At 66.1% G+C, this 12,880-nt stretch carries 12 protein-coding genes; 7 read left to right on the forward strand and 5 right to left on the reverse strand.

What is annotated here, in order from left to right; translation table 11 throughout:
- Nucleotides 1-75 precede the first annotated feature (75 nt).
- A complete protein-coding gene (secB, locus tag ASE59_RS17215) occupies nt 76-576 on the reverse strand; it encodes a protein-export chaperone SecB (RefSeq protein WP_056459230.1) in 501 nt (166 codons plus the stop codon).
- Between the two features lie 181 nt (nt 577-757).
- On the opposite strand from secB, the gene ASE59_RS17220 reads away from it, so the two are divergent.
- The 4 genes from ASE59_RS17220 to ASE59_RS17235 all read left to right on the forward strand — a co-directional run bounded on the left by ASE59_RS17220 (nt 758) and on the right by ASE59_RS17235 (nt 4,378).
- On the forward strand, nt 758-1,399 hold the full coding sequence (locus ASE59_RS17220) for a Tim44/TimA family putative adaptor protein (RefSeq protein ID WP_156360171.1): 642 nt from the start codon (nt 758-760) through the stop codon (nt 1,397-1,399).
- 5 nt (nt 1,400-1,404) lie between these two features.
- Complete coding sequence (locus tag ASE59_RS17225) at nt 1,405-2,676, forward strand: murein transglycosylase A (RefSeq protein WP_056459235.1); 1,272 nt, start codon at nt 1,405-1,407, stop codon at nt 2,674-2,676.
- Nucleotides 2,657-3,199 (forward strand): Smr/MutS family protein, encoded by a 543-nt coding sequence (locus ASE59_RS17230; RefSeq protein WP_056459237.1) that lies wholly within the window; start codon nt 2,657-2,659, stop codon nt 3,197-3,199. Before ASE59_RS17225 ends, ASE59_RS17230 begins: the two co-directional genes overlap by 20 nt.
- Before the next feature lie 393 nt (nt 3,200-3,592).
- Nucleotides 3,593-4,378, forward strand: coding sequence for a hypothetical protein (locus ASE59_RS17235; protein ID WP_156360157.1), 786 nt, complete (start codon nt 3,593-3,595; stop codon nt 4,376-4,378).
- 50 nt (nt 4,379-4,428) lie between these two features.
- Here the strand turns inward: ASE59_RS17235 and ASE59_RS17240 are convergent, their stop codons facing one another.
- The gene (locus ASE59_RS17240) at nt 4,429-4,872 is read right to left on the reverse strand and encodes a DnaJ domain-containing protein (protein WP_056459243.1); all 444 of its coding nucleotides are present in this window, start codon (nt 4,870-4,872) and stop codon (nt 4,429-4,431) included.
- Between the two features lie 123 nt (nt 4,873-4,995).
- Here ASE59_RS17240 and ASE59_RS17245 point away from each other — a divergent pair, with 123 nt between their 5' ends.
- The 3 genes from ASE59_RS17245 to ASE59_RS17255 all read left to right on the forward strand — a co-directional run bounded on the left by ASE59_RS17245 (nt 4,996) and on the right by ASE59_RS17255 (nt 9,252).
- Entirely contained in the window at nt 4,996-5,733 is a 738-nt protein-coding gene (locus ASE59_RS17245; RefSeq protein ID WP_056459246.1) for a WecB/TagA/CpsF family glycosyltransferase, read from the forward strand.
- A gap of 106 nt (nt 5,734-5,839) precedes the next feature.
- Nucleotides 5,840-7,990, forward strand: coding sequence for a cellulase family glycosylhydrolase (locus ASE59_RS17250; protein ID WP_056459250.1), 2,151 nt, complete (start codon nt 5,840-5,842; stop codon nt 7,988-7,990).
- Between the two features lie 272 nt (nt 7,991-8,262).
- Nucleotides 8,263-9,252, forward strand: a complete 990-nt coding sequence (locus ASE59_RS17255; protein WP_056459252.1) for a glycosyltransferase family 2 protein — start codon at nt 8,263-8,265, stop codon at nt 9,250-9,252.
- A gap of 45 nt (nt 9,253-9,297) precedes the next feature.
- Here the strand turns inward: ASE59_RS17255 and ASE59_RS17260 are convergent, their stop codons facing one another.
- Genes ASE59_RS17260 through ASE59_RS17270 form a run of 3 tightly spaced genes read right to left on the reverse strand, consistent with a single transcriptional unit; the run spans nt 9,298 to nt 12,871 of the window.
- Nucleotides 9,298-10,164 (reverse strand): hypothetical protein, encoded by an 867-nt coding sequence (locus ASE59_RS17260; RefSeq protein ID WP_156360158.1) that lies wholly within the window; start codon nt 10,162-10,164, stop codon nt 9,298-9,300.
- On the reverse strand, nt 10,161-11,534 hold the full coding sequence (locus tag ASE59_RS17265; protein WP_056459258.1) for a GNVR domain-containing protein: 1,374 nt from the start codon (nt 11,532-11,534) through the stop codon (nt 10,161-10,163). Before ASE59_RS17265 ends, ASE59_RS17260 begins: the two co-directional genes overlap by 4 nt.
- On the reverse strand, nt 11,531-12,871 hold the full coding sequence (locus tag ASE59_RS17270; RefSeq protein ID WP_056459262.1) for an AAA family ATPase: 1,341 nt from the start codon (nt 12,869-12,871) through the stop codon (nt 11,531-11,533). Before ASE59_RS17270 ends, ASE59_RS17265 begins: the two co-directional genes overlap by 4 nt.
- Nucleotides 12,872-12,880: the final 9 nt, after the last annotated feature.

Raw genomic sequence — 12,880 nt, forward strand, 5'->3', positions numbered from 1 at the left:
TGGACGCCGATCAGCCCGAGTGGCCGGAAATGCGTGTAACCCTGCTGCATGGCAGCCCGCGTCCACCCTGAAAAATCAGGCGTGGCCGGCGACTTCGCCGAGCGCGCCCTGCTGTTCGGCCTGCGACAGATAGAGCTGTGCGAAGTCGATCGGTTCGAGCAGCAGCGGCGGGAAGCCGCCGTCGCGCACCGCATCGGCCAGCACGCGGCGGGCGAAGGGGAACAGGATGCGCGGCGCTTCGCCGAGCAGGAAGGGCTGAAGGTGTTCGGCCGGAATGTTGCGCAGCCCGAACAGGCCCGCGAACGACAGGTCGACCAGATACATGACCTGATCCTCGACCTCGGCGCGTGCTTCGATCTTCAGCACGACTTCGTGGACATCGTCGCCGACCTGGTTGGCGCCGATGTTGAACTGCACGTCCAGCTTGGGCTGGCCGGCGATCTGATAGACGCCCGGTGCGCTGGGATTCTCGAACGAGAGGTCCTTGACGTACTGGGTGATGACGTTGACCGACGGCTGGCTGTCGTCCCCGTTGGCAAAGGCGTCGATGCCGCCTGCGGCGTTCTGTTCGTCCATGTCGATCCCTGTCGGCTCGGGCGGATAGCTTTGGCGCTTCCCGCGTTAAGATGGCGCGGACTAGCAGCGGCCCGACCACGATTCAACGGGTCGACCACCCGGCGAACATATGGCCGTCACGCCGTTTGTATCCGCGCTCGTTCGGTCCTATGTCCGATCGATGGAAGGAAGTGAAGGCATGGTGGTTTTTGTCGTCCTGCTCGCAATGGTCGCTGCGTTTCTGGCGATGCGGCTCTATGCCGTGTTGGGGAAGCGGACCGGTCATGAACCCTTGCCGCGGACCGCGGACGAGCGGATCGCGACGCCGCCGCTCGCGCGCCCGATCGAGGTGACGCCCGAGGCCCGCGTGCTGGGGCCGCGTCATGTCGAGAGCGGGGCCGAAAGCGGCCTGCGCGCGCTGATCGCCGCCGATCCGTCGTTCGATGTCGCGCAATTCGTCGAAGGCGCGAAGTCGGCCTATCGCATGATCCTCGAAGCTTTCTGGAAAGGCGACGAGGCGACGCTGGAATGGCTAACCGAGCGTGACGTACGCGAGGCATTCGCGCAGGCGATCGCCGAGCGGAACGAAGCGGGCCACGTTCTCGACAACCGGCTGGTGTCGATCGAGCGTGCGGTGGTGACCGAGGCGTCGGTCGAAGGTGGCGTTGCGCGCGTGTCGGTGCGCTTCGATGCCGATATCGCCGCGATTACGCGCGATGCCGATGGCAATATCGTTGCCGGGTCGATGTCGGATGCGGTCGAGACGCATGACGTCTGGACGTTCCTGCGGGTGCTCAAGAGCAACGACCCGAACTGGAAGCTTGCCGATACCGACGAAGCCTGACGTCGATGCGCAAGGGGGGATTGGCGGCGCTTGCCGCGTTGCTGCTGGCTGGCTGTTCGAATGCGATCGTGCCGCGGGGCGTGGAGACGGCGACGTCTGCACGCCCGCCAGCGCAGGCGCCGGCGCAGCGACCGGTGGCGGTGCGTCAGCCGACGGGGGCGGTGCCGTTGCCGCCGATCACCGGGGGCGTCGCTGTCGATGGCGCCACGACCGCGCTGGCGGCGGGGGTCGTTGCCGGGCCTTTGGTAGCATCGCTGCCGCTGACCGAGGAGTCCGCCGCGCGCGCGCTGGCGGCGTTTCGCATTTCCTGCCCGTCGCTGGTGCGGCGGACCGATCCGACCGGGCTGACGCGCGGGGCCGATTGGCAGGGGGCGTGCGATGCGGCGCGGGCCGTCGGGGCGGGGCAGGCGCGGACCTTCTTCGCGCAGTGGTTCGAAACCGCGCAGGTCGGCGACGGGAAGGCGTTCGCGACCGGCTATTACGAACCCGAAATCCATGGATCGCGGACGCGACAGCCGGGCTATGCAACGCCGATCTATGGCGTGCCGGGCGATCTGGTCGAGGCCGATCTCGGGCTGTTCTCGACCGACCTCAAGGGCAAGCGGATCCGCGGCCGCGTCGATGGCGCCAAGTTCGTGCCCTATTACGACCGGACCGCGATCGAGGAAGGCGCGCTGGCCGGGCGTGGCCTCGAAATCGCATGGGCGGCCGATCCGGTCGAGATGTTCTTCCTGCAGGTCCAGGGATCGGGGCGGCTGCGCCTGCCCGATGGCGGGGTGATGCGCATCGGCTATGCCGGGCAGAATGGCCGCGACTATACCGGCATCGGCAAGCTGATGCGCGACCGCGGGCTGATCGGGCCGGATCAGGCGTCGATGCAGGGGCTGATGGCGTGGCTGCGCGCAAATCCTGAACAGGGGCGCGCGGTGATGCGCGAGAATAAGAGCTTCGTGTTCTTCCGCGAACTGACTGGGCCGGGGCCGCTGGGGGCGATGGGGCTGCCGGTGACGGGCAATGCCAGCGTTGCCGCCGATGTGCGGTTCGTGCCGCTGGGCGCGCCGGTGTTCCTCTCGATGGACCGCACCGATGCCTCCGGCCTGTGGGTGGCGCAGGATACCGGCGGCGCGATCAAGGGTACCAATCGCTTCGATACCTTCTGGGGAGCGGGCGACGAGGCGCGGGCGATCGCCGGCGGCATGAGCGCGCGCGGCACGGCGTGGCTGCTGCTGCCGATCGGGACCGTCGCACGGATCGCGAGTGGCCGGCCGACGCCTTGATCCGGGCGAGGCGGCGCTGTGGGCGCGGGTCGTCGCGGCGGTAAAGCCGCTGCACGGCGCGCGACCGGTCGCCCCCCTCGCGCCGCTCGAACCGCATGGTGCGCCGAAGCCCAAGCCGGTGCGGGCCGTCCCGGCACCGGTCGCCAAGCCGGCCCGTGCCGCCCGTACGCCGGGTGATACGCTCGATGCCGGCTGGGATCGGCGGCTGGCGCGAGGACTGGTCAGTCCCGACGCGACGATCGATCTGCACGGCCACACGCTGGCATCCGCCCATGCGCGACTCGATCAGGAACTGGGGCGGGCGATCGCGCGGGGCGACCGCGTATTGCTGGTCGTGACCGGGCGTCCGCCGCGTCCCGAGTCCGAACGACCCCATGCGCGCGGTGCGATTCGTGCGGCGATCGGCGACTGGATCGCTGCAGGACGGCATATCGACCGCATCGCATCCATACGCGGTGCGCATCCACGGCACGGCGGCGGCGGTGCCCTCTACCTTATTTTGCGGCGCAACCGAACGCCGTAGGAACCGCTTTCGGCCGCCGGAAGAGGTGCCGCCGGACCGGCCATGTCAACCGCCGGAATCTGAGTTAGATCGCGGTTCGGAACGCTTCCGTATCAAAACAGGTTCGGGGCGCGGGAACCAGTCGTCGGATCAATGGGTTGGTCCCGATTTGATACATTTTTGCCGCACTTGTGCTGTCCCGCAGCGGGACGTATGTAAATCTATGTCTCTGACCGGGAACGAAATGGTTACTCGACAGTAAATGCGGTGCTCGTCGGGTAGACGTTGCTGAACCGGGGGAAGGCATTCGAAAAACCTATTTCCTGCCAGTGCGCGGAAAAAGGGGGACTGCATGGTGCAGGGGGTCGATTGTCGGCCACCGCGCACCTCCCGGGCAACAAGGAGGATTATTTTATGGCATTCGGTAACAACAGTGTTCTGATCTCAACCGCGACGCAACGCGACGTCGAAGCGAACGGCACCAACGACATCCTGGATGCCGGCAACGGCGCGAACGCGTTCGTGATCGCCAACGGCAACGTCGGCAACGACCAGTTCACCAACTGGGGTTCGAACGATTCGATCATCAACAACCGTCAGATCTTTGACGGCAATGGCGATGGCTTCATCCAGTTCGGCTCGAACGGCGTGCTCGACATCGATCGTACCAGCCGTCGCAATGCCGGCCAGGATCAGCTGCAGCTGACCGGCGCCAATGCCGACATCACCGAGCTGCGCTATCTGGGCAGCAAGAACGGTGGTTTCGTCTATGCCGACTCGGCGACGCTGAAGAACCTGTGGGAGCCCTTCGGCCGCGCCAACGTGATCGAAGGCACCGTCGGCGACAACACGTTCGACATGTCGGGCGGCTCCAAGGTACTGTTCCATGACAACGCGCTGGGTCTCAACCTGGGCGGCGACACCATCAACAACTTCGGCAGCGACGATCTGCTCGTGACCACGTCGATGATCTTCGACAGCGACATGAACCAGACCGTCACCTTCGGCCAGAACAACGTTCTCGACATTTCGGGTTCGGAAGGTCCGGCAGCGACCGATCCGCAGGGCGGCCCGGGCGGCCAGCTGGACTTCACCAGCCAGACCTCTGTCACCTATCTGGGTTCGAACCAGATCAACGGCGTAACCTATTATTACTATGGTACCGCCGATTCGACCTTCGATCCGACCCCGAGCGCGTAAGCACTCGCATCGCGATCCATGGAAAGCCCGGCACGAAAGTGCCGGGCTTTTTATCGTTGGGGCTGCGCGGCAACGGCCGCAATCGCCCTACCGTCGCCATGATCGCGTTGATAGGCGCGCAGATCGGGCGCCAAGAGATACGCGACCAGCACGATGGCGATCGCCGCCGCCGCGGTATCGCGTACCAGCATCGCCAGGTTTCGCTGCCGCGTCTGCGCAATGCGATCCGCCGTCCGGCGCGTGGCCTGTCGCCGTTCGGCACCCGGCGGGATCGGTCGCCGGTCGCTGCGCCGGTCGACCATCCGGCGGCGTTCGGGATCGGACAGGGTGCGATAGGCGCTGATGATCGCCGCGGCCCGGTCCGCCGCATCGGCATCGCGCGAACGATCGGGATGCGACCGCGCGATCATCCGGCGAAAGGCGCGCTTGATCTGTTCCGCATCCGCCCCACGATCGATATCCAGTACCGTATAGGGATCGGCAGTATCGGTCATCGTCCCGCCTCGATTGACTATCCGTCGACGCCATTGCTACGAGCGCGGTTGCGGGGCGGTTGAGCGATAGGCTTAGCGCCGGGTTCACCATAGTGCGCACAGTGCCAACCCGACGGAGCGAGAATGACCGAGCAAACCAGCAGGATCGGCCCGGTCGATATAGCGGTCCTCACCTTTGACGAAGCGGTTGCGGCGGTCGACGCACGGATCGACGCCGCCGATGGTGCCAGTGTCACCTTCTGCAACGCGCACAGCGTCAATCTGGCGCGCACCGACCGGCAACTGGTCGATGCCTATGCCGACAGCCTGGTGCTGAACGACGGGATCGGCGTCGATATGGCGCGCAAGCTGCTATACGGCGCGCCGTTCCCGGCGAACGTCAACGGCAGCGACTTCATCCCGGTCTTTTTCGAACGAAGCCGGCATGACCTGCGCCTGTTCCTGCTGGGCAGCCGCCCGGGCATCGCCGCGCAGGCGGGCGAGATCATCGCGGGGCGCTATCCGCGCCATCAGGTCGTCGGCGTGCGCGACGGCTATTTCAAGCCGGCGGACGAACCGGCGCTGGTCGAGGAAATTGCGCGGTCGGGCGCCAACCTGCTGGTGATCGGCATGGGCCAGCCGCGACAGGAAATCTTCGCCGCACGCCACGCAAAGCGGATCGGCATGGCATCGATGAGCGTCGGCGCGTTCCTCGACTTCACGTCGGGAGCGATTCCGCGCGCACCCAATTGGCTGCGCGCGGTCCGGCTGGAATGGCTGTACCGGCTGGGGCTGGAGCCGAAGCGGATGTTCAACCGCTATGTGCTGGGCAATCCACGCTTCTTGTACGGCGTCCTAAAGGATCGCAAGCGTAACAATTAAATGATGATGAACGGCGCGTTAGCCCAGTCGCGCAACCGAATATCGACAGGCCAGACTGCATAAAGCCCGGGAAGGTCGCACTATTGCGACGGCTGCGGGGTCTGTAATGCTTGGTATCAACCTGTCCGGTGCGGAGTTCGGCAAGGGCGACCGCTATGGCTACGACTATATCTACCCTTCGCTGAAGGATTTGTCCTTCTATGCGCAAAAGGGGATCGAGCTTGTTCGTCTTCCCGTAAAGTGGGAACGGATGCAGGACAAGCTGGGCGGTGCGCTGGACGAACAGGAACTCGGCCGGCTGCTCAAGTTCCTCGATAATGCCCAGAGCCTGGGCATGAAAGTCATCATCGATGTCCATAATTACGGCCGCTTCGCCGGGAAGGCGATCGGTACCGGCGACGTGACGGTCGAGAAGTTCGCCGATTTCTGGTCGAAGCTGGCCGATGCGGTCGGCGACAAGCCGGCGGTGTACGGCTACGACCTGATGAACGAACCGCACAACATGCCGAACAAGACGGTATGGCCGGCGGCGGCGCAGGCGGCGGTCGATGCGATCCGCACGCTGGGCGACAAGACCACGATCTTCGTCGAGGGCGAAAGCTGGGCCAATGCGACCAATTGGGGAGCGCACAACCCCAATCTGGATATCAAGGACCCGGCGGACAACATCGTCTACGAAGCGCATCTCTATCTCGATAAGAACCAGTCGGGCACCTATGCCGGCAATTACGACCAGGAAGGCGCCACCGCCGATGTCGGCGTGAAGCGGTTGCAGGCGTTCGTGAAATGGCTGGAAGAGAAGGGCGCGCGCGGCTTCATCGGCGAATTCGGCGTACCGTCGGACGACCCGCGCTGGCAGGTCGCGCTCGACAACATGTTGCAGGCGATGAACGATTACGGCCTGTCGGGCACCTATTGGGGCGCAGGCAAGTGGTTCAACGGCTATAATGTCGGCCTGCTCGACAAGAACGGCAACGGCAAGGCGTCGCTCGACACGCTGCTGAAGAACCTGGCGGACGGCAACGACGTCGGCTTGGCCCAATTGTGGGCGCCCGATCCGGTCTCCACCGGCACGGCGGTCAATTCGGCGTCGTCGGCTCCGCGCGTCGGCAGCGCGGCCAACCACGACATCGTCGATTTCTCGACGGCGACCGCAGGTGTCACCGTCAAGCTCGACGGCGTGAAATATGTCTCGATCGAGGAAGTCGTCGGCAGCGCCTTCAACGACGTGCTGATCGGCGACAGCGCCGCCAACACGCTGATCGGCGGCAAGGGCAACGACGTGCTCGACGGCGGCGCGGGCGCGGACATCCTGACCGGCGGGCTGGGCAACGACGTCTATTATGTCGACAACGCCCGGGACGTGCTGACCGAGCGGGTCGGCGAGGGGCATGACGTGGTCCACGCCACCGTCGACTGGGTATTGGGCACGTCGTTCGAGGATCTGAAGCTCGACGGGTCGGCCATCAGCGGCACCGGCAACAAGCTCGACAACCTCATCGTCGGCAACGCGATGGCCAATATCCTGAGCGGCGGTTGGGGCGATGACGTGCTCGACGGCCTGACCGGCGCGGACCGGATGCTCGGCGGCACCGGCAACGACACTTATTATGTCGACAATATCGGCGACCAGACGATCGAAGGGTTCAAGGAAGGCAATGACACGGTCATCTCGGTGATCGACTGGACGCTGGGTTCGAACGTCGAGAACCTGACGCTGATTGGTGGTGCCCTGCGGGGTACCGGCAACAGCAGCAGCAACCGTCTGACCGCCAATGACTCGGGCAACTTCCTGTACGGATTGAAGGGCAATGACGTGCTGACCGGCGGCGCCGGCAAGGACTGGCTGGAGGGCGGCGAAGGCAATGACGAACTGATCGGTGGTGCCGGTGACGACATCCTGATCGGCGGCGCGCATCGCGATACGCTGACCGGTGGCGAAGGCCGCGACACGTTCCGCTATACCGCCGTCAGCGAGTCCAAGGGCGGCGACATGGACCGCATCCTCGATTTCACGAAGGGCCAGGACGTTATCGATCTTTCGTTGATCGACGCCAACCGTAACGCGTCGGGCAACCAGGCGATGACGTTCATCGGAACGGGCGAGTTCACGCGGAAGGCAGGCCAGCTTCGCTACGAACTGCGCGACGATTACACGCTGATCGAGGCCGATGTGAACGGCGACGGCAAGGCCGATTTCGGCATCCGTCTGGAAGAATTCCACTACAAGCTGGCGGCCAGCGACTTCATCCTCTGACCAGCGGGTATCGCCGGCGCGGTGCGACCGTCCGTCCCGATAAAGGGCGGGCGGTCTTGTCGCGTCGGTGCGGCCGTCGCATCGGCGTGCGAGGAAGCGGTGGACCCGCCCCGTCCGAAACGTTAACCCACGGGTAAATTCGGCATCCTATACATGTCGTTGTTCCGCCAATTGCGGTGTGGCTGCCCTGACATTCGGGGGCAGACTTCGCGCCGCCGATGCCCTACGATCCCCGTCAGGACGGTCGCCATGGGACGATAAAGGGAAAGCGAATGACCGACCTGCCCCGTGTGTCGGTGGTTAGTGCCTTTTACAATCGGGGCAGCAGGGTAAGGGAATCGGTCGGCAGTTTGCTGGCGCAGACCTACCCTAACCTCGAAGTGGTAATTGTCGACGATGGTTCGACCGACGATACGCTGGCCGAGTTGCGGGCGATCGACGACCCGCGACTGACGATCCTTTCGCGCGGCAATCGCGGCTTCGTCGCATCGATCAATGAAGCGATCCGCGCCAGCAGCGGCGCGTTCGTTGCCATCCACGGTTCGGGCGACATATCCTTTCCCGATCGCATCGCGCGGCAGGCACAGGTGATGATCGACGATCCGGCGACCGGCGTGGTCGGATGCTGGGTCGAGGATGACGAGACGGTTGGGGAGGGCACGCTGGTGTTCCGCCCGCCGGCCGGATTGCCCTTTCATCAGGCGCTGCTGACCCGCAACCTGTTCACGCATGGCGAGAGCATGTTCCGCCGGGCGCTGTACGATCAGGTCGGCGGCTATCGTGAATTCTTTCGCTATGCACAGGACCGCGACCTGTGGCTGCGCATATCGCGCCATGCCGAATATGCGATCGTGCCGGACATCCTCTACCGGCGGTTCAAGCCGGCGGGCGGGGTCAGTGCCGATCCGCAGAAGCTGGTCCTGCAAGCCTATCTGTCGGACTTCGCGGTACAATGCGCGCGCGCGGTCGACCGGGGCGAGGCCGATCCGCTCGAACGGCACGGCTATCTGGCGGCGTTCCTGCGGCAGCGGCCCGAGCGGCTTGGGCGCAAGCTGGCATGGTATGGCGCGCGATTGATGGTGCAGGGCGATTTCGCGCGCGGCTGGCCGGTCATCGAGCAGGCGCGCAGCGAAGCGGGAAGCTGGCAGGTGCGGATGATCCACGCGCTGGCCGGGCTGCATACGTCGCCGTTCTTGTGGGAGCGGATCGGGCGGCCGATCCTGACCCGGCGGCTGGCATTCTTCCGCCAGTCCGACGATTGATCCTGTCCTGACGGGACGGCCGTGCGCGACCGTCCCGCCGGGCGTTCAGCGGATCAGGATGCTGCCGAGTACGGGTACGTCGGCGGCCTCGAGCCGGGGCAGCAGCGCGTCGAGCGCGGCGAACGGCGTCTGGGTACGTTCGACCACCAGCAACAGCCCATCGGCGCCGCGCGCGATCGCCGCGACCATTTCGGGCGGCTGGTGACCGGCGTCGATGATCGCGAAGCGATGGCCCAGACGGATGGCGCGGATCTGTTCGACCAGCGACACGCGCTCGACCGTTTCGGGCAGCGCGTTGATCGCCGGTCCGGCCGCGATCAGCGACAGGTTGGGCACCGGGGTTTCGACGACCGTTGCCGCGCGATCCTCGGCACCCGACAGCAATGAGGTGACCCCCTCGGCCGGGTCGACCGCGAACAGGCTGTTATGGGTGGGGGCGGCGAAGTTCGCATCGACCAGCAGGCCCGGCTGGCCCAGTTGCGCGACGAGCGTCGCCAGATTGGCGGCGACGCCCGGCGCGTCGTCGGTGCCGACCGCCGCGACCACGATCACCCGCAGGTCGCCGCGTTCAAGATCCTCGATCGCGAACAGGCTGGAACGCAGCGCACGCAGCTTCACCGTCAGCGCGTTGTCGGGATCATAGGCGGCGACGACCGCACGGCTGACCCCGGTGGCATCGGGATCGATCAGCGTGCCAGCCTCCGCCCGCGTCGCGAGCGTGCGCTGCACCTGTTCGGGGGCGACGACGCCCAGATCGACGACCGCTTCGGTGAAGCTGGCGCCGGTGCGTGCGCGATACGCCTCGATCCGGTCCAGCTCTTCGCGACCCAGGCGATTGGCGTCGATCAGCGCGGTTTCGACTTCGCTGTAGCGATCGGTCGCTGCCCGCGACGTGCTCGAACGCAACCTCATGCCGATGCTTCCTTTCCGGCGAAACCAACATTGACCGAACCGCGGCTCAGATCGACCAGCACCGGCAGGCCGGTCGCCCGTTCGAACCCGTCGATGGTGCGGACGCGGGGCCGGCGCCATTCGAGGAACAGCGCGAGCATGATCCCGACGAACACGCCGCCGACGATCCCGAGCAGCAGCCGCAGCGCGACGTTCGGGCTGGACGGCAGGGTCGGCGCGCTCGCACGGTCGAGGATGCTGACATTGGTCTGCGGAATTTCGCTCTGCAACCGCACCTCGTTCAGTCGCGCCGTGACCGCATCATAGGCTGCGCGCGACGAATCGACGTCGCGTTGCAGCACCGCCATCTCGTCCTGTGCGCTTGCCAGCCGCAGCACCCGCTCGCGCTGGGCGGCGACGAGGCCGCGCAGATTGGCTTCGCGTGCCGAGGCGGCGGCGCTGTCGGTGCGGACCGCATCGACGACCGTGCCGACCGCCTGACCACGCCGGGCGCGCAGTTCGGCGATCTGCGCCTGTGCGGCGACGACCATCGGATGGTTGGGGCCAAGCGACTGGCGCAATTGCTGCAACTCGCCCGACTTGCCGGCGATCTGCGCATCGAGACCCTGCACCACCGCCGACTGCTGCGCCGAGGAGGACGAGCCGGCCGAGGTGTTGGCCTGCGCCCGCGCCCGCGCCGCTTCGGCCTGCGCGGTGGTCATCTGCTGCGACAATTCGCTCAACTGCGCCTGTTCGATGTCGAAGCGGCCGGCACCGACCAGCCCGCGCGCCTGCTGGAAGCTGCTGAGGCGCCGCTGCGCCTGTTCCAGCCGGTCCCGCGCTTCGTTGATCTGCGACTGGAACCATTGCGAATAGACGCGCGCCGGATCGATGCGCAATTGCAGCTGCGTCTGAACATAGGCCTGGGCAAAGGCGGTCGCGAGCTGTGCGGCCTTTTCCGGGTCGGCGTTCTGGTAGTTGAGCGAAAGGACGTTGGTGGAGCGCGTCGTCACCACTTCGAGCGGGGCCACCAGCCGCCGGCCGATCCATTCGCGCAGACCGATGCGCTGTTCACCCGATTCGCGATAGCGCCGGATCAGTTCGGGATCGCGGTCATAGCCAAGCTGCTGCGCCACCCGCTGGGCCACGACGCCGGAGCGGATGATGTCGGCCTGGGTGCCGAGTACCGATGCCGCCGATTTGTCGCCGCCGCCCTTGCTGCCGCCGACCGGATCGGTCTGTTGCAGGTCGAAGAGCAACGTCGCCGACGCGGTGTAGGTGCGCGGCGACTGCCACGTCCAGACCGCGACGGCGAGGATGCACGCAAGTGCGACCAGCGCGACCAGCCGCCAGCGGCTCTTCAGCGACTCGAGATAGTCCCAGACGTTCATTGCATGGTTCCTTCGTCGGCGGCCGCCGCGGGGGCGGCGCCCGTCCGCGTCGTCACGCACATCGACAGCAGCAATTGCGGCGCGAGCACGTCGTCGAATGCCAGCCGCTGCGACCCTTCCTGCATCCGCCCAAGCGCTGGCGCGAAGCTTTCGATCAGGTCGGGCACCAGCGCCGGATCGTGACCGTCGCGGACCAGCGCGTTGGTCAGGTCGGCGACGGTGAACTCGAGATGGGTGGCGCACGCCCGCGCAAAGCTTTCGAGCAGCGCGATCGGATAGCGGCGTTCGGCGAGGAGCTGCGTGAACAGTTCGTCGTCGCGCGGATTGGTGGTGCGCCATACGGCCTGCGCGCGGCGCAACCCTTCGGTCATCGCCGCATCGTCGACCTCCTGCTGCCCCCGGTCGATCGCGACCAAGCACGCCTGCAGGCTGAACAGCCGCATGTGGTAGGGCGAACCGCAAGCGGCCCAGCGCAGCGCCTCCAGCGCGCTCGGCACGATGGTCAGGCCGATGGCGTTGCTGGTCAGGCGGATGAAGTTCTTCACCTCGGCATCGGCGATCGGCTTCAGCCCGACGGCGGTCAGGTGACGGCGGACCGAGGCGTGGACGTCGATCAGTTCGCTGACGTCGCCCGAAATGCCGACGAACAGCAGCCGCACGCGCGAGCGCATGTCCGACAGCAGCTTGAGCAGCAGCGCCAGCTGCGCCTTGGTCTCGGTATCGTCGAGACGGTCGAATTCGTCTAGGATGAAGACGACATCGTCGCGATCGGCACGCGCCAGCAACGCGGCGACCGCGCGCGGGGTGGGCGCTGCCGACAGCAAGTCGACGGCCTTGGTATATTCGTCGGCGCGCAGCCCGAAGGCGGCAGGCCCCAGTTCGTGCAGATAGGGCAGGATGACCTGTCCGAAATCGCCGGTCCCGGCGCACGACAGATAGATGATGGTGGCGCCGCGCGCATCGGCCATGTCGCCGAACACGCGCACCAGCGACGTCTTGCCGCTGCCGCGCGGACCATGAATGACCGCGTGCATCCCCGATTCGAGCACGGTTTCGCGCAGCGTCGTCAATTCGGCTTCGCGTCCGAACAGGTCGCGTGGATTGTCGACCGGCTGATTCGCGCCGAACAGGCGGACGGCAAGGGCGCGGGTACGCTCGATCCGGCGTTCGGGCGACAGGTCGGGAGCCGCAGCCCGGACCGATGGCGTGGGTGCGCGCGGGACCGGCGGGCGCGAGGCCTGCGCCGCGACCTTCAGCGGGCTGGGCAGCATCCGTCCGGTATCGCCGTTGATCTTGCGCAGCAGCAGACGGACATGCGCCATCAATCGATCGAACATTCCGCCTCC

Source organism: Sphingomonas sp. Leaf10 (assembly GCF_001421245.1).
In the GTDB taxonomy this organism is placed as follows: domain Bacteria; phylum Pseudomonadota; class Alphaproteobacteria; order Sphingomonadales; family Sphingomonadaceae; genus Sphingomonas.

Bases quoted from the DNA above. Each gene is read 5' to 3' on its own strand.
- secB (WP_056459230.1), bottom strand. From the start codon at position 576: ATGGACGAACAGAACGCCGCAGGCGGCATCGACGCCTTTGCCAACGGG.
- ASE59_RS17225 (WP_056459235.1), top strand. From the start codon at position 1,405: ATGCGCAAGGGGGGATTGGCGGCGCTTGCCGCGTTGCTGCTGGCTGGC.
- ASE59_RS17235 (WP_156360157.1), top strand. From the start codon at position 3,593: ATGGCATTCGGTAACAACAGTGTTCTGATCTCAACCGCGACGCAACGC.
- ASE59_RS17240 (WP_056459243.1), bottom strand. From the start codon at position 4,872: ATGACCGATACTGCCGATCCCTATACGGTACTGGATATCGATCGTGGG.
- ASE59_RS17245 (WP_056459246.1), top strand. From the start codon at position 4,996: ATGACCGAGCAAACCAGCAGGATCGGCCCGGTCGATATAGCGGTCCTC.
- ASE59_RS17250 (WP_056459250.1), top strand. From the start codon at position 5,840: ATGCTTGGTATCAACCTGTCCGGTGCGGAGTTCGGCAAGGGCGACCGC.
- ASE59_RS17255 (WP_056459252.1), top strand. From the start codon at position 8,263: ATGACCGACCTGCCCCGTGTGTCGGTGGTTAGTGCCTTTTACAATCGG.
- ASE59_RS17260 (WP_156360158.1), bottom strand. From the start codon at position 10,164: ATGAGGTTGCGTTCGAGCACGTCGCGGGCAGCGACCGATCGCTACAGC.
- ASE59_RS17265 (WP_056459258.1), bottom strand. From the start codon at position 11,534: ATGAACGTCTGGGACTATCTCGAGTCGCTGAAGAGCCGCTGGCGGCTG.
- ASE59_RS17270 (WP_056459262.1), bottom strand. From the start codon at position 12,871: ATGTTCGATCGATTGATGGCGCATGTCCGTCTGCTGCTGCGCAAGATC.